This window comes from Streptococcus sp. (assembly GCF_019414905.1).
Lineage (GTDB): Bacteria > Bacillota > Bacilli > Lactobacillales > Streptococcaceae > Streptococcus.
The window spans coordinates 1-20,605 of record NZ_DXLC01000083.1; the positions used below are offsets into that span (position 1 = coordinate 1).

Below are 20,605 nucleotides of genomic sequence, written 5' to 3' on the forward strand. Positions count from 1 at the left end.
TGCTTTGAGGTTGCAGATAAAGCTGACGTGGTTTGAAGAGATTTTCGAAGAGTATAAAATTTTGTTTCATTTAATTATCTAGATTTGTGTAAACTTAAAAGCCCGATGTTTCCATCAGGCTTCTTTTTTATCCGTGTACACGTTTCATATAGTCTTGATAACTTTCGGTATCCATGAGTTTTTTAGCGTTCTTGACGCGGTCTGCTGTTGGTGGTTTAACCCCTTCGAGTGAATAAGGAATTCCCAATTCACGCCATTTAAACTCACCCATGGTGTGATATGGTAGAATTTCAAACTTATCCACATTTTTGAGGGTTTTGACGAACTTACCAAGTTCAATCAAGTCATCATCTCTGTCTGTCAAACCTGGAACTAGCACGTGGCGAATCCAGACAGGTTTTCCAATATCTGATAGATACTGGGCACAAGCCAAGATATTTTTATTGGTTTGGCTAGTAACAATCTTGTGCTGTTCTTCGTTGATTTCCTTGATATCCAAGAGGACCAAGTCAGTGACAGCCATGAGTTTGTCAAATTTTTCAAGGTAACGTGGTTTATTACGGAAAGGAAGGGCACAGGTATCCAAGGTACAGTGGATTCCTTGTTCCTTAGCCTTAGTGAAGAGGGCAATCAGGAAATCAATCTGCAAGAGGGCTTCTCCTCCACTGACTGTAATCCCACCCTTATTTCCCCAGAAACCGCGGTAGCGCAAGGCTTCTGTCAAGACATCATCTACCGTCCGTTCACGTGACTTATTGGACTCCATAGCCCAAGTATCCGGGTTATGGCAATACTGGCAACGCATGTGACAGCCCTGCAAAAAGACAATAAAGCGAATACCAGGCCCATCTACTGACCCAAAGCTTTCTGTCGAATGCACCATTCCTGTCACTTGTCCATAATCAATTGTTTCTTCAGACATATCGTTACCTTCCTTGAAAACGTTTTATAGTTTTATTATATCACGACTTGAAGGAAAAACAAGATTTTTGCCTATTTTTTAGAAAGCAATCTGTTTTTCAATTTCATTTTCAATTACTTATCATTTTATTCTTCAAAATCAAAGCCATACAAGGTTGCAAAGTAGTCCTCAGGGCGCTCTGCACGGCGGATTTGACGGGCTTTACCTTCTTCGGTATAAAGGATTTCCGCAGAACGAAGTTTGGCATTATACTGGTAGCCCATTGAAAAACCGTGAGCACCTGTATCATGAATTACCAGCAAATCACCGATTTCTGTATGAGGCAGTTCGCGATTCACTGCAAATTTATCATTGTTTTCACAGAGTGACCCAACCACATCTACCACTTCAGCTGGTCCATCTGGATGGGTCACGTTAGTAATGTGATGATAAGCTCCGTACATAGCTGGACGCATGAGGTTGACTGCTGATGCATCCACACCTAGATAGGTACGGTAGGTTTTCTTCTTATGAGTGACTCTTGTAACCAAAGCACCGTGAGGGGCTAACATAAAACGACCCAATTCGGTAAAAATCTTGACCTGACCAAGACCTGCTGGCGTAAGGACCTCTTCATACACCTTACGAACCCCCTCACCAATCAAAGCGATATCATTTGGCTCCTGGTCTGGACGATAATTGACCCCAATACCGCCGGAAAGATTGATAAAGTCTAGCGAAATGCCCAACTTTTCCTTGATTTCAACAGCCAATTCAAAAAGCTGACGCGCCAACTCTGGATAATAGAGATGGGTCACGGTATTGGACGCTAGGAAGGAGTGAATCCCAAAAGTCTTGGCTCCTTTTTCCTTCAAGATGGCAAAAGCTTCAAAGAGCTGGTCCTTGGTCATACCAAACTTGGCTTCTCCAGGATTGTCCATAATGTCTGTCCCCAGTTCAAAAACGCCTCCAGGATTGTAACGACAAGAGATAATTTCTGGAATGCCTGCTGCACGCTCTAGATGTTCAATATCTTCAAAGGCATCCAAGTTAATGGTCGCACCCAATTCACGCGCATAGGCGTATTCCATGTCTGGCGTGTTGTTTGAAGAGAACATAATCTCAGAACCAGGGAAATTCAGTTTATGGCTCATCAAAAGCTCCACATAACTAGAGCAGTCCACACCACAGCCTTCCTCTTGGAGAATTTTCAAAATAGCTGGTGTTGGAGTAGCCTTAACTGCAAAATATTCCTTAAAGCCCTTGTTCCACGAAAAGGCTTGGTTGACGGCCCTTGCCTTCTCACGAATCCCCTTCTCATCATACAAGTGAAAGGGAGTTGGGAACTCGGCAACAATCGCTTCTAACTCTTCTCTATTGATAAATGGTGTTTTCATAAGCTTCCTTCTATTCTATTTGCAAAGAAAGGCTGGGACAATCGTTCCAACCTTTAGTTCTATCTCTTATTTATCTTCGTCAAAGATATTGCCAACCTCAACATCGATGGCTTGGTTCTTGACATCAATATTGGTTACCTTCAAGAGTGACTTGTAGTCAAACTGCTTTTCACGTTCTTCTTGGGCATTGTCCGCAAAGACCGCTACACCTGCCAGTTCTGAGTCGAACTCACGCAAGAGACTAATCATCCCGTTAACAGTTCCGCCGCCTTTCAAGAAGTCATCCACAATCAAGACACGGCTGCCTGCCTTGAGACTGCGTTTTGAAAGGAACATTTTCTCGATACGGTCACCACTTGAACCGGATACATAGTTGACGCTAACAGTTGAACCTTCGGTAATTTTCAGGTCACGGCGCACAATAACAAAAGGGACATTGAGGACATTGGCAACTGCATTTGCAAGTGGAACACCCTTGGTCGCTACTGTCATAACCGCATCAATTTTTTGGTCCATAAAACTCTTGGCAATAATGCGACCAATATTTTTCAAGATAGCTGGTGTGCTAAGCAAATCAGACAGGTAGATGTAGCCACCTGGTAAGATACGGTCACTTTCTGACAACTTGGCACGCAAATCCTCAACCATTTCCTTGGCATCATGACTTGAGATTGATGGTGTAAAGATGACACCTCCGCCAGCACCAGTTACTGTCTGGATATGACCGATTTCGATTTCCTCAAAGGCGCGTTTGATAATGACGATATCCTCTGAGATGGATGATTTAGCAGATTCATACTTTTCAGCAAAAGTATTGAGACTAGTTAGTTTATAAGGATTATTAATCAAATAGTTGGAAATGACAACCATCCGATCACTTCTTCTTAATTTCATTTCTATTTCCCATTTCATTTAATTTTGATATTTTATCTATTATACCATATTCACATAAAAAAACGAACATTCTTGTCCTAAAAAATGCTCATTTTTCTTAAATTATTAATCTAAATCTGGTTTATAGAAGGAACGATTGTCCATAGCGAAGATTTTATTGGTCATCTCTCCTTTATCCACCAAAGCCAGAGCTGTTGACATCATCATCATGCTTGCATCCAGATTATCAATCATATGGATAATCTCTGCTTCCATAATGCGTGGACGGACTGGACTTCCATACTCTAGCAAGCCGTGGTGACTAAGGATGACGTGACGAAGCAGAACGACTTCTTCCTTGGTATCATCGATACCGAGTTCCATAACTGTCTTGGTAATTTCGCTATCAATTAGAGCAATATGCCCAAGAAGATTACCTCGCACTGTATACTCAGTCTGGTCTGGTCCCGTCAACTCAATGACTTTAGCCAAGTCATGTAGCATAATACCCGCATAGAGCAGACTCTTATTGAGCTGAGGATAGATCTCGCTAATGGCATCGGCCAAGCGCACCATGGTCGCCGTATGATAGGCCAATCCCGTTTCAAAGGCATGGTGGTTGATCTTGGCAGCTGGATAAGAATAGAATTCCTTATCATACTTGGTGTAGAGCTTTCTGACAATTCGTTGCCAGACAGGATTTTCTATTTTGAAAATCATTTGCGACATGTAGTCACGAATTTCCTTGACATCAACTGGCGACTTGACCTTGAAATCAGCTGGGTCATTTGGTTCGCCAGGTTGAGGCAAGCGTAGGGTGATTTGATTGACCTGTGGAGTGTTGTTATAAACTTCTCGGCGCCCTTTCATGTGGACAACCTTACCTGCAGTAAAGGCCTCAACGTTATGAGGTTGGGCATCCCAGAGTTTTCCTTCAATCTCGCCACTATCATCTTGGAAGGTAAAGGCTAGGTAGTTTTTCCCAGCTCGAGTTTGCCTCAGGTCAGCTGATTTGATTAGGTAAAATCCTTCAAACAGCTCATCTTTTTTCATGTGACTAATCTTCATATTCTTCCTCATTTTCTTGGAAATGGAGTAGATCAAGCGCAGGCTCACCTTCTGATAACTCAATGTGACGGAGCGTCCGCTCGATAGCTGTGGTGCGACGGTTTAATAGTTCATCAATATTGCCAGAGGCATGTTGGAGATGTTTTTGTGCCTTGACCAGAATGCCACCAAACTTGCCAAACTCGGTCTTGACACTGGCAAGAGTCTTGCTGATATGGCCGGCACTCTTTTGGATATTGAGGGTTTTGAAACCAACCGATAGGGAGTTAAGAAGAGCTGATAGGGTACTTGGTCCTGCAACAATAATCTGCTCCTCCCGTCTCAAGTCATCAAAGAAGACCGGATTGCGGACGATTTCTGAGTAGAGACCTTCTGTTGGAACAAACAAAACTCCAAAATTGGTAGTCCGAGGCGGTGCTATGTACTTGCTCCTGATATCCTTGGCAAAGCGTTTGACGCTGGCTAGGAGCGACTTACGACAGCGTTCGATCTCGTCCTTATCACCTGCTTCATAGGCTTCTTCTAGACGGTAATAATCTGCCAGTGGAAACTTGGAATCAATCGGTAAGTAGATATATTCCTGGTCACCCTGTCCAGGCAACTTAATGGCATACTCCACTCGTTCACTGGAGTTTTCAACCGTTGCAAATTCTCGTTCATACTGGCTAGGAGTCATGATATCCTCGATGATTTGGCCCAGTTGCAATTCTCCCAGAATCCCTCGCGTCTTGGTTCCAGAGAGAACCTTGTTGAGAGTTCCAACATCACGGGCAACTGTCTGCATTTCTCCAAGACCACGATTGACCGACTCCAGTTGTTTGGAAACTGTCTCAAAGGAAGCCTGCAAGCGTGTCTGCAAGGTCTTTTCTAACTTTTCCTCGACTGTCTGGCGCATTTGTTCCAAACGTTGCTCATTTGATTCCTGCAAGGCTTGGAGACGTTGGTCAGTCTTGTCTCTGGTTTGGAGGAGATTATCTGTCATTTCTTGACGGACTTGCGTCAGACCTTGGTGCAATTCCATTCGCACTTCCTGCAAACGGTCGCTGACAGCTACTTCCAAGTCTTTTTGATCTAACTGACTGGCTTGTCTGGCTTGTTCAAAGCGGTAATCCAACTGGTCTGACAAGTGATCTGCCTGATCCTCCAAGCTCTTGGTCAGATGTTTTTCCTGCTTATTCTGCCTTTGCCAAATCAGAAAGAGGCCAGCTAGGTTGGCAATCAATAATAGAACAAGTAAACTTTCCATCCTACCTCCTATCCTTGCTATGCAAGACAACCACATAGCCATCTGGGCAAGTCACCGAAACTTCCCTATCTATATATTCGTTAGAAGCGTACACTTTTTTAAAGAAAAAATTTTCCTCTGTCAACTCATACTTAGCACCGAGAATAGTCAGCTGGCTATCCCGAACTGGCATAAAGGCTAGATAGTCGTAGTCTGAACGGGGTTCAAGCTGACTGATCCCTTCTGGACAATAGGCAATCAAATTTTGCCCATCCTCAATTTCTATTTGATGCATATAGGGTGCCAACTTAGGATTGCTAGGCAGAAAGACATTGGCCAACATATGGTCAATACGGCCACCCAAAGCACCGAAAATAGTGACCTGAGCCTGAGGATTTTTCTCAAAGACGGTTAAGAGAGCCAATTCCAAATCTGTATCATCTTTTTCTGGTCGGGCTTGGACAAAATGCTGGGCACGTTTTTGAATCACCTGTCGTTCTTCTTCGGTCACAGAATCAAAATCTCCGACTGCTAGAGCAAGAGGTAGGTTTTCCTCCAAGACCCAGAGCGAGCCTCGATCCACACCGACAAAGCAATCAAAGTCCGTCCGATAATGACCACGGTCTCCTCCTGCAAAAACGGCAACACTAGTCCAGTTGTTTTCTGAGAGTTTGTACTCGCTCATTGACATCTCCCTTAAAGACATAGGAACCTGCTACAAAAACAGTCGCACCAGCTTCTTTGGCTTGAGCAATAGTTTGGTCATCAATCCCGCCATCCACTTCGATTTCAAAGTTCAAGCCTTTTTCATCACGAAGAGCAACCAACTCTCGGACCTTATCCATGGTTTCTGGCAGAAAGGCTTGTCCACCGAAGCCAGGGTTAACTGTCATAACTAAAACTTGGTCAACTAGATGAAGCACGTGCTTAATCGCTTCAACTGGTGTACCAGGATTGATAACGACTGAAGGCTTAACTCCGAGTGAACGAATTTTTTGGAGGGCACCATGAATATGAGGCGTTGCTTCCACATGGATGCTGATGATATCTGCACCTGCACGCGCAAAATCTTCTAAATGATGCTCTGGATTAGCTACCATCAAGTGGCAGTCAAAGACCATCTTGCTATGAGGGCGAAGAGCTTCGACCACACCTGCACCAAAACTGATTTGTGGTACAAAGTGACCATCCATGATATCGATATGGGCATATTCTGCCCCAGTTGCTTCTAGGCGTTTGATTTCACGTTCAAAGTTGGCATAATCTGCTGCCAGAATTGACGGAGCAATCTTGTATTGAGACATAGGTTTCTCCTTATTTTGGAATTTTTTTGCTGACTTTTTTATAGGTTTCTCTGCGATTTTCAATCTCACTGAGGAATTGCAGGTAGTTGTCAAAACGGAAGCTGGCAATAACACCTTCTTCAACTGCTGGCTTGATAGCACAGGACGGCTCATGGGTATGGGTACAAGTACGGAACTTGCAGTCTCGACTGACAGTGGCAAGCTCTGGAAAAGCCTGATTGAGGTCTTCAGCCGTTGATACTTCATAGTCCAGCGATGAAAAACCTGGTGTGTCCGCGATTTTACCCCCATTGAGGTTGTAAAAACTAACAGCTCGAGTGGTATGGCGCCCACGACCCAGACTGTCTGAGATTTCTCCTGTTTCAAGATTGAGATCTGGTGCGATTTTATTGAGAAGAGTTGACTTCCCAACACCTGTCTGCCCCATAAAGACTGTAACCTTTCCTGTTAACAAAGGCAAGAGTTCTTCTTTACTGGTCACAAAGTCATAGCCAATGTCACCATAGGTCTGCTGGTAAAAATCCAATTCTGACCGATCTTCCAGCAAGTCCATTTTAGAAATATAAATGATAGGATGGATGTCCTTGTGCTCCAATAGAACCAAGAAACGATCCAACAAATTGCTGTTAAAATCAGGTTCCTTGACAGACATGATCACCACAGCTTGGTCAATATTGACAATGGGCGGACGGACCAGACTATTTTTCCGTTCGTGAATCTTGAGGATATAGCCCTCTGAATTTTCCTCGGCAGAGAAATCTACCCAATCCCCAACGTAAGGGGTATGGCCTTTTTTACGGAAATTCCCACGCGCGCGTGTTTGATAGACTTGGTCATCACTCTCTACATAGTAGAACCCAGCCAAGGCTTTAATGATTTGTCCCTGCATCTTAGAGTCCTTGCCCTTTAAGTGCATCTGCTAGGCTGGCAAACTCTGCCAAGCTGAGAGCTTCCCCACGCACACTTGGTGACAAGCCTGCTTGGTCCAAAGCCTTAGTCAGCTTGTCCTTGACCTCTTCAGTCTTGCCAAAGTAACCTGTCAAGTTATTCCATAAGGTCTTGCGACGATGAGTGAAACTTGCCTTGGAAACCTTAAAGAAGAAGTTCTCGTCTTCTACTGCTACAGCTGGCTCTGGACGACGCACCATTTTCAAGATAGCCGAATCCACATTTGGCGCTGGCACAAAGACCGTACGAGGCACGATGAAGGCAACCTTGGCAGTCATGTAGTACTGCACCGCAATCGACAAGCTACCATAAGCCTTGGTATTGGGTTGAGCGGAGATGCGGTCTGCCACTTCTTTTTGCATCATGACGACAAACTCACTAAAAGGAATCCCACTCTCTATCAAGTGCATGAGAATAGGCGTTGTGATGTAGTAAGGCAAATTAGCCACTACCTTGATTGGCAGGTCAGGATTTTTAAAATTCTGGATATGCTGCGCCAAGTCAACCTTGAGAATATCCTCGTTGACAACGGTCACATTATCAAAATCACGCAAGGTGTCTGCCAAAATCGGCACCAAACGGTGGTCAATTTCAAAGGCCATGACCTGAGCCGCACGCTCAGCCAGAAACTCCGTCAAGGCACCAATCCCTGGCCCGATTTCGATGACATTGACCTGGTCATCAATCTCAGCCGTATCCACGATTTTTTGAAGGATATTGGTATCCGTCAAGAAATTTTGCCCAAAGGACTTTTTAAAGGTAAAACCGTGACGCTCCAGCACTGCCTTGGTCACGCTATAATCTGCAATTCTCATCTATTCTCTTTTCTATTATCTGTTACTACTATTGTAACACATTCCCCTTACATTTGGGGTCTGCTTAGCTGTTCTCATAAGATTTCATAGCTTCTTCCACTTCTGCCAAGGTAACCCCAAACAACTCTAGGCGTTTGAGGAGTTGCTTGCCGTTGGAATAGCCGATTCGAAGAGCCTCTCCTAGATATTCTCTGCGCTTACGGCTATCTGCCCCTGCTAGAAAACCAAGGCGAATCAAGTCGCTACGACTGATGTCAAACTGACTCTCATGTTCAAATTGTTCTGTCACCTGAGCTAGAGCCGTTTTCAGATCTTCATAGCTGGCATGTTCGATTCCCAGAGAACGTCCCTTGGTTTTGGACTTGGGAACAGCTTCATCTCGTTTGAGGAAGGCATGCTGAACTGTTGGGATGGCCGTCATAATCATGCGACGAATCCGCTCCCCATTAAAATCTGGGTCTGTAAAGACAATGACTCCATGACGTTGGTGCAGACGTTGAATCCGCTCTATATCCTGATCATTGATGGCAGAACCTCGTGTCTCATAGGTCTCTACATCGAAATAGCGTTTGAGATTGGCCGTATCATCGCGACCTTCAACCACGATGACTTGAGAAATTTTTTCTTTCATTACTTGCTGTCCAATCCAAAAATTCGTTCTGCATTTGCAGTCGTTGCTGCCGCTAGCTCTTCTGTCGTCATACCACGCAAGTCGGCGATAAAGTCCACTACATAGCGAGTATAGGCTGTTTTGTTTTCGCGACCACGCTTGGGTACAGGTGCTAAGTAAGGCGCATCCGTTTCCACCAAAATCTTGTCCAAAGGTAACTCTTTAGCTGCTTCTTGGATGTCAGTTGCTTTCTTAAAAGTCACCACTCCTGAGAAGGAAATGGTCATGCCAAGTTCGACAAACTTCTCTGCCCATTCAAGAGACCCTGAGAAAGAATGCATAATGCCACCTCGAGGGCCAACTCCCTCGCTCTTGATAATCTCATAGGTATCTTCCAGCGCATCACGGGTGTGGACAACAAAAGGCAAATCCAAGTCCTTAGATAACTGAATCTGACGACGAAAAACCTGCTCCTGCACCTCTTTGGGCGCTGTCATCCAATGGTAGTCCAATCCAATCTCACCCAAGGCAACTATCTTTGGATGCTTGAGCTTGTCAAGCAAGTAGGCTTCAATCTCCTCTGTGTAAGTCCCTGCTTCTGTCGGATGCCAACCGATAGTCGCATAGAGCTGGTCATACTCATCTACCAACTCCAAGGCACGCTCAATCGTCGGCTTATCAAAACCAACAATATTCATCTGTGTCACACCCATCTCAGCAGCCAAGGCAATTTCTTCTGCCTCACGACCCGCAAATTCTTCTACATTCAAATGTGTATGTGTATCAAAAATCATCTCTTCTAACCTCGTTTTCTATCTTCTATTATACCAAAAAACTGCCCTCTCTCCTCATCCGTACAAAATATTCTAAAATCCATCGTCGTCTCTTGACGCTATTTTTCCAAAGCAGTATAATAGCACTTATTGAAATTTTCAGAAAAGGAAAATACCATGTTTACAAAATTAAAACAGACCTTTATCGGTCGTCCTCTCAAGTCCTTAACCGAAGGCGAAGGGGGACTACTGGGAAAAATGCAGGCCTTGGCCATGTTGTCAAGCGACGCTCTATCTTCCATTGCCTATGGGCCTGAGCAAGTAGTCCTCGTCTTGACTAGTCTCTCTCCTCTTGCTATATGGTGGAGTCTTCCTATCGGCCTTTTTGTCCTCCTACTTCTGGCCAGCCTGACCGTTTCCTACCGTCAAATCATCCATGCCTATCCTCAAGGAGGAGGGGCCTATATGGTAACTCGAGAAAATCTATCTCCCGAGCTAGGCTTGATCGCTGGAGGTAGTCTGCTGGTTGACTACATGCTGACTGTGGCGGTATCGGTATCATCTGGAGCTGATGCTATCACAGCAGCCCTCCCTGTCCTCCACCCTTACAACCTTCACATCTCCATTTTTCTAGTTTGCTTGCTTATGCTCTTGAATTTACGGGGGTTGAAAGAATCTGCCAGTTCACTGATGATTCCTGTCTATCTCTTTATCATCAGTACTGTCTTTCTCTTACTCTATGGAATCTTTCAACTAATGACAGGCTCTCTCAGCTATCAGGCAACTTCTCCTATCGGGCATGCTGTACCGAGTCTGTCTATCGTTCTCATTCTAAGAGCCTTTACCAGTGGTTCTGCCTCTCTGACAGGGGTTGAAGCTATTTCAAATGCCGTTCCCTTTTTCAAGTCTCCAAAAGAAAAGAATGCCGCTCAAACCTTGACCATTATGTCACTGATTTTAGGTTTCCTTTTTGCTGGTATCACCTTCCTAAACTACTGGATGGGGATTATGCCTCAACACGGCGAAACTATTCTTTCACAGATGGCTCAAGGCATCCTTGGCAATTCCTTCTTAGGTCACCTTGGCTATTATATCTTCCAATTCTCCACAGCCTTAATTTTGGCCGTAGCTGCAAATACCGGCTTTTCAGCCTTTCCTATGCTGGCTTACAATATGGCTAAAAACAAGTACATGCCCCATCTCTTTATGGAAAAAGGAGACCGACTAGGCTACTCCAATGGAATTTTAACTCTGGCTTTTGGGGCTATGATTCTTCTTCTCATTTTTAATGGCAATACCGAACGCTTGATTCCTCTTTATACTATCGGTGTCTTCGTGCCCTTTGCCCTTTCTCAGACTGGGATGATTCGTCATTGGAAAAAGAAAAAAGGGGCAAATTTCTTAAAACCTGCCCTTGCCAATATCCTTGGAGCTATCATTTGCTACGCGATTGTACTAATCTTGCTCTTTTTCCGTCTCAGTGATATCTGGCCTTTCTTCCCGATTATTCTCGTACTCACTCTACTCTTCTTGGCGATTCACAGTCATTACCAAAAAGTAGCTCAACAACTGCGACTCTATGAAGGCATCGAAAAACGTACCTACGATGGCAATCTAGTTCTCGTCCTAGTAGGAAATGTCACCCGAGTTAGCGTCGGAGCCATTAACTACGCTCAAAGTATCGGAGATGAAGTCCTAGCCATGCACATTTCTACTAAGGAAACAGCAGAGAAAGACCAAGAAATTCTCCAAGAATTTGCCGATTACTTCCCAACCATTACTCTGAAGAACATCAAGACCAGCTACCGCGACATCATCACGCCTACTGTCAAGTATGTCAAACGGATCTCTGAGGATGCCCAGAAAAAGAACTATACAGTCACTGTCCTGGTACCCCAGTTTATCCCTAATAAACCTTGGCAAAATATTCTACACAATCAAATGAGCCTCAAACTCAAATACGCTCTTCGTTGGCATCAAGACGTCGTTGTCGCTAGCTACTCTTATCACTTAAAAGAATAAAGAAAAGGCCCTACCAGAACCAAGAAGCTCTGGTAAGGCCTTTTTCTGAAACCTATCACTATGCTTATACTCAATGAAAATCAAAGAGCAAACTAGGAAGCTAGCCGCAGGCTGCTCAAAGCACTGCTTTGAGGTTGTAGATGAAACTGACGAAGTCAGCTCAAAACACTGTTTTGAGGTTGCAGATGAAACTGACGAAGTCAGTCACATATATACGGCAAGGCAACGCTGACGTGGTTTGAAGAGATTTTCGAAGAGTATTAACTGAAAAGCATGACTAGGAATACTATTGAATATGGTTAGCTAAATCTTCCTGAGCTTTTTTATTTGACTCAGCTTTTTCTTTCAGCCATTTTTCGTAAAGTTCTTGGTACTGTTTAGCAGTTACTGGCTCTTTTTGCAATTCAACATATTTGTAGTTGTCCGCATTTCCTTTATGACCAACAAATGAGAATGGGCCTGTAAACGGTACAGTCTTACGGAAGATTGGGTTGGCTCCGCCACTTTGAACTGGTAGGAAGAGGGCACTATCTGTCAACCAAGCTTGGGCTTCAGCGTATTTTTCATAGCGAGCTTGAGTATCTGTGATTTCCGCATCTGCCTGATCCAAGAGTTTCTTATAGTCAGAAAGACCAATCTTATCCTTGACTTCCTTGTCTTTTCCTTCAGACAAGCCCATGTTTTTCAACTGAGAACCTGTCTCTGGATCAAGGATAGCTAGATAAGTCTTCGGATCTGAGTAGTCTCCACCCCATCCTGAGATGTCGATATCGTAGTCTTTTTGTTCTGCTGTATCTGCAAAGTAGGTTGCTTGGTCTTTTTCATCTGGAGAAAGTTGGATAACATCGATGACTACATTCTCCTTACCAAGAGTGGCTTCTACTGTTTGCTTGAAGGAACCAGCCTGTTGCACATCTAATTTAGCAGTCTGGTCAACTGGCATATCCAAATGAATTGGGAAGGTTACTCCCTGTGCTTGCAGACTTTCTTTGGCCTTAGCAAACTTCTCTTTGGCCTTGTCAGGGTTCAAGAAGGCTTGCTTACCATCGTTTAGGTTGATATTTGCCCAATCTTTACCGTAGTTGACAATTTTCTCATTGACAATGTCACCGAAGTTCTTATCGCCAACTTGAACAAAATTACTTGGTGTAACCGTGTTACGCAAGATACGGTCTGCTCCATCTTCACCATTTGTCTGTGCTGCATAAGCATGACGGTCAAAGGCAAAGTTGATAGCCTGACGGAAATCTTTATTCTGCATAGCTGCGCGTGAATCTGTCTTTTCCTTATCAGACTGTTTCATAGTTTGCTTGTAGTTTTGACGATTCACGTTGAAAAGATAATAGAAAGTAACTGAGTTTTGCGGTGTATAGGTAATCTTGTCCTCATTTCCCTGCTTGAGTTCAGCAAAGACTGAGCTTGTTGGGAAGATACGGCCATCTGTATAATTACCATCCAAGAAACCTCTAGCAATGCTGTCTTGGTCAGAACCGTCAAAGAAAGAGAGTTTCACTTTCTCAATTTTGACATTGTCCTTATCCCAGTAATTAGGGTTTTTAGCAAACTCAATCAAAGATTTTGATGAGAAAGATTTAAACAAGTAAGGACCATTTGACAAGATACTTGATGGTGTTACACTTCCAAAGTCATCTCCCTTAGACTTCAAGAAGGCTTCATTTACAGGATTAAGGATACTTGCTGTTGTTTTAGAGTTCCAATAAGTCTCAGGTTGGTTGAGGGTGTACTGTAGCGTGTAATCATCCACTGCCTTAACACCAACAGTTCCAAAATCAGATGTTCTCCCTTCAACATAGTCTGCTAGACCCTTGATAGAGTCTTGTACCAAGTACAAGTTTTCAGCCTTTTTATCAGCCGCATACTTGAGACCTGTCACAAAGTCATGAGCCGTTACATCTGCATACTCTTCTCCTTCAGAAGTGTACCATTTAGCTCCCTGACGGATCTTATAAGTGTAAGTCAAGCCATCTTTTGACACTGTCCATGACTCAGCCATAGATGGGATGAGATTGCCATACTGGTCATTTTCCAACAAACCATCAATCAAGTTGGTTGTGATACTAGATGTAGAGTCTCGTGTAGAGGTAATATAATCCAAGGTATCAGGGTTACTGACAAAGATATAAGAGTAAGTCTTGTCTGCATTACTTGATTGGGAAGACCCACATGCCGCTAGAGCTAGACCTGCTGTCAAAGCCATAGCTCCAAAAAGTATAACTTTTGATTTCTTCATGATTATTCTCCATTTTTTACAGTATGTGAAATATTATACACCATTTGAGCAAAAATATAAAGCCTTTTTGAACTTTTTTACAAAAATAAAAATCAGTAGACTCGAGTTCCTACTGATTTTTGTTATGGTTCGTTTGGATTATGCAGCCAAAACTTTGCGTCCTTTACGACGACGAGCTGCCAATACGCGACGACCGTTTTTAGTTGACATACGGTTACGGAATCCGTGTTTGCGCGCACGACGAAGTTTACTTGGTTGATAAGTACGTTTCACGATGAATACCTCCTCATAGATTTTGTATTCGTTTAGCCGGCTATAAAGTGATCAGTTACTAAACATACTTTACTATTCTATCTGATTCTTTCACTTTTGTCAATAGCTCTAGGCAAATGTTTCCAGCTTTTTCAAATGTAAGCCCTATCTACGATACTGTTTTAAGAATCGAGTCATCTTTTCTTGGATTTGGGCTAGTTCATCAACACGAGGAAGGTAAACGATACGGAAGTGGTCTGGTTCCTGCCAATTGAAGCCTCGACCATGAACCAAGAGAACCTTTTCCTGCTTCAAGAAATTAAGGACAAACTGCTCATCATCATCGATACGGTACATATTGCGGTCGATTTTAGGGAAGATATAGAGTCCAGCCTTGGGTTTAACCGCAGACAAACCTGGGATATCCTGAATGGCATTATAGATGAAGTTTCTTTGCTCGTAAATTCGTCCACCAGGAAGAAGCAATTCATCGACTGATTGGTGGCCACCCAAGGAAGTTTGTACGACTTGTTGGGCCAAAACGTTAGAGCAAAGGCGCATATTGGATAGCATATTGAGCCCTTCTATATAGCCTTTAACGTGTGTCTTAGGTCCAGACAAGACCATCCAACCTACACGGAAACCAGCGATACGATGGGATTTTGACAGACCATTCATGCTAACACAGAAGACATCTGGTGCCAAGCTCGCCACAGGCGTATGCACATGTCCATCCATTACCATGCGATCGTAAATTTCATCCGCAAAGATGATCAAATCGTTTTGACGGGCAATTTCAATGATTTCCAATAAGAGTTCCTTAGGATAAAGGGCTCCAGTTGGGTTATTTGGATTGATAAGGACGATTGCCTTGGTATTGGAAGTGATTTTTGACTTGATATCGTCAATATCTGGGTACCATTCTGCAGCTTCATCACAGATATAGTGAACGGCATTTCCCCCAGCTAGGCTGACAGCTGCTGTCCAGAGAGGATAGTCTGGCATTGGCACCAAGACTTCATCCCCGTTGTCCAAAAGCCCCTGCATGGACATGACAATCAGCTCACTAACACCATTTCCAAGGTAAATATCATCAATATCTACGTTTGGGAATTTTTTCAATTGGCAATACTGCATGATAGCCTTACGGGCTGAGAAAATCCCTTTTGAGTCAGAATAACCTTCACTATCACGCGCATTCATAATCAAGTCATGAATGACTTCGTCTGGCGCTGTAAAGCCAAATTCTGCTGGATTTCCTGTATTCAGACGTAAAATCTTTTCTCCGTTTGCTCGCATTCGCATGGCTTCTTCCAAAACAGGACCACGGATATCATAAGCAACATGCTCTAACTTACTAGACTTGTTATATTCTTTCATCTTGTTTCCTCAATTCATCAGGATAGTAACATTATACCACTAGAAAGAAAATGCGACAAGTTTACTGAAATGTGTTACTAGTTTCGTATAGAAGAAAAGCCTCGCTAAAAGCGAGGTCAAGACAGGGGAGATAGCAGGTATTTTGCCAAAGACATATCACATACCAAAAGATAAACCTAGAAAAAGCAAGCCTAAAAAGGAGTCATAAAGAAGATTGAACATGAGGAAAAGTCCCCATATCATCAAATAATCCCAACGCCCACTTCGTTTTGCAACTAGGAATAAGATTAGATGGTAGAGTACATGAAAGACTAAAAATCCGATAAAACCTGGATAAAGAAACGGTACCAGACTCTCTAATTGCCAGATCACGATAACTTCTAGCAAGACTGAAACTAGGATGATTCCATAATAAAGGAAATTTGATTTTTGAAAAGAGCTTTTCATCATTCTCCCTCCCTTCACTTCTTTACTGCTATCCTTTCTTTTATTTTATCATATATTTATATAGATTTTAAGCACTAACATTCTTTTGAAAAATACTTTTTTTGCTTTACTTCTATAGTGAAAAGGTTTACAATTATAGTAAGAAAATTTCAGGAGGTTTCATTATGGCACAACGTTACCAAAATATCATGGTCGCAATCGATGGTTCTAAGGAAGCGGACTTAGCTTTTGTCAAGGGAGTTCATTCTGCTCTACGAAACGACGCTAAACTCACCATCGCACATGTCATTGACACACGCGCTCTCCAAAGCGTATCCACCTTTGATGCTGAAGTTTACGAAGAACTCCAAGTCGACGCTGAAAGTCTGATGAAAGAGTACGAAAAACGTGCTAAAGATGCTGGTGTGGCAGATGTTCATATCGTCATTGAAATGGGAAATCCAAAAACCCTCTTGGCACGTACTATTCCCGATGCTGAAGAAGTGGACCTCATCCTCGTTGGCGCAACTGGTCTCAACGCCTTTGAACGCCTCTTGGTCGGCTCTTCATCTGAATACATCCTTCGCCATGCTAAGGTCGATTTGCTGGTTGTGAGAGAACAAGAAAAAACCTTATAATCACGAAGAAAAGGAGCTCAACGCTCCTTTTTGTTTACTATTTATACTATTCAAACCACGTCAACGTCGCCTTGCCGTACTCAAGTGCAGCCTGCGGCTAGTTTCCTAGTTTGCTCTTTGATTTTCATTGAGTATTATTTCTCTCTTTATGGCGTTCATAAGCCTTGAGCTGACGCTGCAGTTCCTTTTTAATAGCAGGTTCTGGAGCATATTTTTCTTCCCAATCATCTGGTTTTAAGATTTTATGGGTCATTGGATCAAAATGAGCCTTGCCATCTGGAAAAATTTTCCCCATATTGGCCTGATGAACAATATCAAAAATACGTTCTGGATCCACACCCATCAAGACAAAACTGCCATAGGTGAAGTAAAGTGTGTCAATCAAGGCATCCACTTGCCCTACCAAATCTTGCTGAGCAGGCGTCTTCTGTGCTACCTTATCTGCTGCCTTATCAAGGGCCTGATGAAGTTGCGATAGAGCTTGACCAAAGTCCTCTTCAGAAGGGCTGGCAGCTCGAACAAACTCCACCAATTCTTCTATTTTAAAGCCAGCCCTATGGGTTGCACCTTCTAAATCCCAAGCTCGAGGTTCTTCTTGGGTTCGTTCATCCATCATGTGATGGAAGGTCTTGACCTTATTGAAATGATAGTCACGGCTGACAAAGACTTTTTCTGAAGCTAAAACACCAAAATGTTCTAGGGCCTTATGGATTCCGTCTTGCTGATTGCTGGTGGTAATATGCTTAGCAACTTCCTTAACACTGCTACTACCATTTCCCATAGCGACCGACATACCAACACCTGCCAGCATTTCAAGGTCATTATCTGAGTCACCAAAAGCCATGACTTGGTTGAGGTCAAAACCATATTCTTTCCCAACTCGGCGTATGCCTTCCAATTTAGAGTTTCCTTGATTGATGACATCCGCTGCAAAAGGATTGCTACGTGTCAATTTCAAGTCTTCAAAATCAGCTGCCGCCTTCTCAGATTCTTCTGGCGTCATCAGCATCAAGACTTGGTAGATAGGCTGATTTATCAGATGAAGCAGGTCTTCTTCCTTTTGGGGAACAACCTTGCTGACCATACGATTAAAGGAATGACTCACTGTCCGAGTTAAAACTGAGGGAACGAAGCGACTGATTCGTTGGGAAAAAGAACCCAAACCAAAGGACATGATTTTGGAACCCAACATGGCATCCTTGGTCCCTAGAGCAATCTCCTTGCCCTCTTTTTTAGCATAAGAAATTAGCTGACGCAAATGTAACTTGGAAATCGGGCTCGTAAACAAGACTCTTTCTTTAGTAAAGATATACTGGCCATTGTAGGTTACCGCAAAATCCAGATCCAAATCGTCCATCAATTCCTTAACAAAAAAAGGTCCTCGACCTGTCGCTACGCCGACAAGTACTCCTTGTTCTTTGACAATCTTAATCGCGTCCTTAGTGGATTTCAAAACACTCTTGCGATCGTTGACCAAGGTTCCATCGATATCAAAAAAAACAGCTTTGACTTCCATCCTATCCCAATCTCCCCTTTTGTGATACAATGATTATACCACATTTCAGAAAGAGTGAGTAAATCATGCCTAAGAAAATCCTTGTTTTACATACAGGTGGAACTATTTCCATGCAGGCCGATGCTTCTGGCGCTGTTGTGACTAGTTCAGATAATCCCATGAACCATGTGTCCAACCCACTTGAAGGAATCCAAGTCCACACCTTGGACTTTTTTAACCTGCCAAGCCCCCATATTAAACCCAAGCATATGCTGGCCCTCTACCAAAAAATCAAAGAAGAAGCGGCTAACTACGATGGAGTGGTAATCACACACGGGACCGATACTCTAGAGGAAACAGCCTATTTCCTTGATACCATGGAAGTTCCCCATATGCCTATCGTTCTAACAGGGGCCATGCGCAGCTCCAACGAACTCGGCAGTGACGGTGTTTATAATTATCTGAGTGCTTTGCGGGTAGCTAGCGATAACAGGGCTGCTGACAAAGGAGTTTTGGTTGTTATGAACGATGAAATCCACGCTGCCAAGTATGTTACCAAAACACATACGACCAACGTCAGCACCTTCCAGACTCCAACGCACGGGCCACTTGGTCTGATCATGAAACAGGAAATCCTCTACTTCAAAACAGCTGAACCCCGTGTCCGCTTTGACCTTGATCACATACAAGGATTAGTCCCTATCATCTCTGCTTATGCTGGTATGACAGATGAGCTGATTGATATGCTGGATTTGGAACAATTGGACGGTTTGATTATCCAAGCCTTCGGAGCTGGTAATATTCCCAAAGAAACGTCTCAAAAGTTAGAAAGCCTTCTGCAAAAAGGAATCCCAGTCGCCCTGGTTTCGCGATGCTTTAACGGTATCGCTGAGCCTGTCTATGCCTACCAAGGTGGAGGCGTGCAGTTGCAAAAATCTGGTGTCTTCTTTGTTAAAGAACTCAACGCCCAAAAAGCCCGCTTGAAACTCCTCATTGCCCTCAATGCCGGACTAAAAGGGCGAGCTTTGAAAGACTATATGGAAGGGTAAACCTCTTCTCTAAAAGCAAATCAGGAAATCTGCACGATTCCCTGATTTTTTCTATTTACGTTTTCGTGTTGAGCGACGTTCTGTCAAACCATGAGGTAAGAGAACTTCACGTTCTTCCAACTCTTCCTTGTGCATAATCTTAGTCAACATACGCATACTAATGGCGCCAAGGTCATAAAGAGGTTGGGCAATAGTTGTCAAGTTTGGACGGGTAAAGCGTGAGATTTGTGAATCATCACTAGTAATGATTTCAAACTCTTCTGGCACAGACACACCCTTATCAGCAAGGCCGTTCAAGACACCTGCTGCCAATTCATCACCTGTTACAACTGCTGCAGTTGCATTTGATGAAATCAAGCGTTCTGCCAAGGCATAACCGTCTTCATAAGTGTACTTAGATTCAAATACCAATCCTTCGCTATAAGAAATACCTGCTTTTTTCAAGGCTTCCTTGTAGCCAACCAAACGAACCTTACCATTGATGTCATCCACTAGTGGACCGCTAACAAAAGCGATGCGCTCATTTTCTTTAGCAAGGTAGGTTACTGCATCAATCGTTGCTTGTTTGTAGTCAATATTGACACTTGGAAGCTGATGTTCTACATCCACAGTTCCTGCAAGAACAACTGGTGTCCGAGAACGAGAAAACTCTGAACGAATTTTTTCAGTCAAGTGGTACCCCATAAAGATGATACCATCCACTTGCTTAGAAAACAGGGTATTGACAACTGAAACTTCCTTGTCATCATCCTCATCACTATTAGCAAGGACAATATTATACTTGTACATTTCAGCGATATCGTCAATCCCTTTAGCAAGCGTTGAGAAATAGCCATTGGTAATATTTGGGATCACCACACCGACAGTGGTTGTCTTTTTACTTGCAAGACCACGCGCCACAGCATTTGGACGGTAATCTAAACGATCAATCACCTCAAGCACTTTTTTACGAGTATTCTCTTTTACATTCTTATTGCCATTGACTACACGGCTAACCGTCGCCATTGAAACTCCTGCTTCACGGGCGACATCATAAATCGTTACTGTATCGTCTGTATTCATTCCATTTCCTTTCTATATCATACCTCACGAGACTCCAAAAAAGAGACGGTATGAAAATTTCGTTTTCATGATTCTACTTATTCCATTTTATCACTATTTGTAAACACTTTCAAGTA

20 protein-coding genes are annotated in these 20,605 nt (G+C 43.2%); 3 read left to right on the forward strand and 17 right to left on the reverse strand.

The window, feature by feature from the left end:
* Positions 1–127: 127 nt before the first annotated feature.
* From pflA to QZ359_RS02215, 11 genes are all read right to left on the reverse strand, one after another.
* Complete coding sequence (pflA, locus tag QZ359_RS02165) at positions 128–922, reverse strand: pyruvate formate-lyase-activating protein (protein WP_001288288.1); 795 nt, start codon at positions 920–922, stop codon at positions 128–130.
* A 125-nt stretch (positions 923–1,047) separates the two neighbouring features.
* A complete protein-coding gene (locus QZ359_RS02170; RefSeq protein WP_293957709.1) occupies positions 1,048–2,298 on the reverse strand; it encodes a diaminopimelate decarboxylase in 1,251 nt (416 codons plus the stop codon).
* A gap of 66 nt (positions 2,299–2,364) precedes the next feature.
* The gene (purR, locus tag QZ359_RS02175) at positions 2,365–3,192 is read right to left on the reverse strand and encodes a pur operon repressor (RefSeq protein WP_004238844.1); all 828 of its coding nucleotides are present in this window, start codon (positions 3,190–3,192) and stop codon (positions 2,365–2,367) included.
* Positions 3,193–3,297: 105 nt separating this feature from the next.
* Positions 3,298–4,239, reverse strand: coding sequence for a 3'-5' exoribonuclease YhaM family protein (locus QZ359_RS02180; protein ID WP_293957713.1), 942 nt, complete (start codon positions 4,237–4,239; stop codon positions 3,298–3,300).
* Positions 4,229–5,485, reverse strand: a complete 1,257-nt coding sequence (locus tag QZ359_RS02185) for a DNA recombination protein RmuC (RefSeq protein ID WP_293957715.1) — start codon at positions 5,483–5,485, stop codon at positions 4,229–4,231. Before QZ359_RS02185 ends, QZ359_RS02180 begins: the two co-directional genes overlap by 11 nt.
* 1 nt (position 5,486) lies before the next feature.
* A complete protein-coding gene (locus tag QZ359_RS02190; RefSeq protein ID WP_261219356.1) occupies positions 5,487–6,149 on the reverse strand; it encodes a thiamine diphosphokinase in 663 nt (220 codons plus the stop codon).
* The gene (gene rpe / locus QZ359_RS02195) at positions 6,112–6,768 is read right to left on the reverse strand and encodes a ribulose-phosphate 3-epimerase (protein ID WP_004255827.1); all 657 of its coding nucleotides are present in this window, start codon (positions 6,766–6,768) and stop codon (positions 6,112–6,114) included. Before rpe ends, QZ359_RS02190 begins: the two co-directional genes overlap by 38 nt.
* Positions 6,769–6,778: 10 nt before the next feature.
* Entirely contained in the window at positions 6,779–7,657 is an 879-nt protein-coding gene (gene rsgA, locus QZ359_RS02200) for a ribosome small subunit-dependent GTPase A (RefSeq protein ID WP_261066325.1), read from the reverse strand.
* Between the two features lies 1 nt (position 7,658).
* Positions 7,659–8,531, reverse strand: coding sequence for a 16S rRNA (adenine(1518)-N(6)/adenine(1519)-N(6))-dimethyltransferase RsmA (rsmA, locus tag QZ359_RS02205; RefSeq protein WP_004255823.1), 873 nt, complete (start codon positions 8,529–8,531; stop codon positions 7,659–7,661).
* A 64-nt stretch (positions 8,532–8,595) separates the two neighbouring features.
* Positions 8,596–9,162, reverse strand: a complete 567-nt coding sequence (gene rnmV, locus QZ359_RS02210; RefSeq protein WP_101776825.1) for a ribonuclease M5 — start codon at positions 9,160–9,162, stop codon at positions 8,596–8,598.
* Positions 9,162–9,935, reverse strand: a complete 774-nt coding sequence (locus QZ359_RS02215; RefSeq protein WP_153192789.1) for a TatD family hydrolase — start codon at positions 9,933–9,935, stop codon at positions 9,162–9,164. The genes rnmV and QZ359_RS02215 overlap by 1 nt, the downstream gene beginning before the upstream one ends.
* Before the next feature lie 156 nt (positions 9,936–10,091).
* Between QZ359_RS02215 and QZ359_RS02220 the strand changes: the two genes are divergently transcribed.
* Positions 10,092–11,936 (forward strand): APC family permease, encoded by a 1,845-nt coding sequence (locus QZ359_RS02220; protein WP_153192787.1) that lies wholly within the window; start codon positions 10,092–10,094, stop codon positions 11,934–11,936.
* A 286-nt stretch (positions 11,937–12,222) separates the two neighbouring features.
* On the opposite strand, the gene QZ359_RS02225 is transcribed toward QZ359_RS02220, so the two are convergent.
* The 4 genes from QZ359_RS02225 to QZ359_RS02240 all read right to left on the reverse strand — a co-directional run bounded on the left by QZ359_RS02225 (position 12,223) and on the right by QZ359_RS02240 (position 16,269).
* The gene (locus tag QZ359_RS02225; RefSeq protein WP_261068545.1) at positions 12,223–14,187 is read right to left on the reverse strand and encodes a peptide ABC transporter substrate-binding protein; all 1,965 of its coding nucleotides are present in this window, start codon (positions 14,185–14,187) and stop codon (positions 12,223–12,225) included.
* Between the two features lie 138 nt (positions 14,188–14,325).
* The gene (gene rpmH, locus QZ359_RS02230) at positions 14,326–14,460 is read right to left on the reverse strand and encodes a 50S ribosomal protein L34 (protein WP_000831905.1); all 135 of its coding nucleotides are present in this window, start codon (positions 14,458–14,460) and stop codon (positions 14,326–14,328) included.
* 144 nt (positions 14,461–14,604) lie between these two features.
* Positions 14,605–15,819: a pyridoxal phosphate-dependent aminotransferase gene (locus QZ359_RS02235; protein WP_000666457.1), complete on the reverse strand. Its 1,215-nt coding sequence runs from the start codon at positions 15,817–15,819 to the stop codon at positions 14,605–14,607.
* 156 nt (positions 15,820–15,975) lie between these two features.
* Positions 15,976–16,269, reverse strand: coding sequence for a hypothetical protein (locus QZ359_RS02240; protein ID WP_261052329.1), 294 nt, complete (start codon positions 16,267–16,269; stop codon positions 15,976–15,978).
* Positions 16,270–16,430: 161 nt separating this feature from the next.
* Between QZ359_RS02240 and QZ359_RS02245 the strand changes: the two genes are divergently transcribed.
* Positions 16,431–16,883 carry a universal stress protein gene (locus tag QZ359_RS02245; RefSeq protein WP_000079148.1) on the forward strand — a complete coding sequence of 151 codons (453 nt, stop codon included), beginning with the start codon at positions 16,431–16,433 and terminating at the stop codon, positions 16,881–16,883.
* 124 nt (positions 16,884–17,007) lie between these two features.
* Here QZ359_RS02245 and QZ359_RS02250 read toward each other — a convergent pair whose 3' ends face one another.
* Positions 17,008–18,399, reverse strand: a complete 1,392-nt coding sequence (locus tag QZ359_RS02250; protein WP_261077272.1) for a Cof-type HAD-IIB family hydrolase — start codon at positions 18,397–18,399, stop codon at positions 17,008–17,010.
* A 65-nt stretch (positions 18,400–18,464) separates the two neighbouring features.
* Here QZ359_RS02250 and QZ359_RS02255 point away from each other — a divergent pair, with 65 nt between their 5' ends.
* Complete coding sequence (locus QZ359_RS02255; RefSeq protein ID WP_261077273.1) at positions 18,465–19,427, forward strand: asparaginase; 963 nt, start codon at positions 18,465–18,467, stop codon at positions 19,425–19,427.
* A gap of 51 nt (positions 19,428–19,478) precedes the next feature.
* Here QZ359_RS02255 and ccpA read toward each other — a convergent pair whose 3' ends face one another.
* Entirely contained in the window at positions 19,479–20,489 is a 1,011-nt protein-coding gene (gene ccpA, locus QZ359_RS02260; protein ID WP_001090627.1) for a catabolite control protein A, read from the reverse strand.
* Between the last annotated feature and the right edge of the window lie 116 nt (positions 20,490–20,605).

Excerpts from the sequence above, each read along its gene's own strand:
- pflA (WP_001288288.1), bottom strand. The coding sequence starts at position 922 with ATGTCTGAAGAAACAATTGATTATGGACAAGTGACAGGAATGGTGCAT.
- QZ359_RS02170 (WP_293957709.1), bottom strand. The coding sequence starts at position 2,298 with ATGAAAACACCATTTATCAATAGAGAAGAGTTAGAAGCGATTGTTGCC.
- purR (WP_004238844.1), bottom strand. The coding sequence starts at position 3,192 with ATGAAATTAAGAAGAAGTGATCGGATGGTTGTCATTTCCAACTATTTG.
- QZ359_RS02180 (WP_293957713.1), bottom strand. The coding sequence starts at position 4,239 with ATGAAGATTAGTCACATGAAAAAAGATGAGCTGTTTGAAGGATTTTAC.
- QZ359_RS02185 (WP_293957715.1), bottom strand. The coding sequence starts at position 5,485 with ATGGAAAGTTTACTTGTTCTATTATTGATTGCCAACCTAGCTGGCCTC.
- QZ359_RS02190 (WP_261219356.1), bottom strand. The coding sequence starts at position 6,149 with ATGAGCGAGTACAAACTCTCAGAAAACAACTGGACTAGTGTTGCCGTT.
- rpe (WP_004255827.1), bottom strand. The coding sequence starts at position 6,768 with ATGTCTCAATACAAGATTGCTCCGTCAATTCTGGCAGCAGATTATGCC.
- rsgA (WP_261066325.1), bottom strand. The coding sequence starts at position 7,657 with ATGCAGGGACAAATCATTAAAGCCTTGGCTGGGTTCTACTATGTAGAG.
- rsmA (WP_004255823.1), bottom strand. The coding sequence starts at position 8,531 with ATGAGAATTGCAGATTATAGCGTGACCAAGGCAGTGCTGGAGCGTCAC.
- rnmV (WP_101776825.1), bottom strand. The coding sequence starts at position 9,162 with ATGAAAGAAAAAATTTCTCAAGTCATCGTGGTTGAAGGTCGCGATGAT.
- QZ359_RS02215 (WP_153192789.1), bottom strand. The coding sequence starts at position 9,935 with ATGATTTTTGATACACATACACATTTGAATGTAGAAGAATTTGCGGGT.
- QZ359_RS02220 (WP_153192787.1), top strand. The coding sequence starts at position 10,092 with ATGTTTACAAAATTAAAACAGACCTTTATCGGTCGTCCTCTCAAGTCC.
- QZ359_RS02225 (WP_261068545.1), bottom strand. The coding sequence starts at position 14,187 with ATGAAGAAATCAAAAGTTATACTTTTTGGAGCTATGGCTTTGACAGCA.
- QZ359_RS02235 (WP_000666457.1), bottom strand. The coding sequence starts at position 15,819 with ATGAAAGAATATAACAAGTCTAGTAAGTTAGAGCATGTTGCTTATGAT.
- QZ359_RS02240 (WP_261052329.1), bottom strand. The coding sequence starts at position 16,269 with ATGATGAAAAGCTCTTTTCAAAAATCAAATTTCCTTTATTATGGAATC.
- QZ359_RS02245 (WP_000079148.1), top strand. The coding sequence starts at position 16,431 with ATGGCACAACGTTACCAAAATATCATGGTCGCAATCGATGGTTCTAAG.
- QZ359_RS02250 (WP_261077272.1), bottom strand. The coding sequence starts at position 18,399 with ATGGAAGTCAAAGCTGTTTTTTTTGATATCGATGGAACCTTGGTCAAC.
- QZ359_RS02255 (WP_261077273.1), top strand. The coding sequence starts at position 18,465 with ATGCCTAAGAAAATCCTTGTTTTACATACAGGTGGAACTATTTCCATG.
- ccpA (WP_001090627.1), bottom strand. The coding sequence starts at position 20,489 with ATGAATACAGACGATACAGTAACGATTTATGATGTCGCCCGTGAAGCA.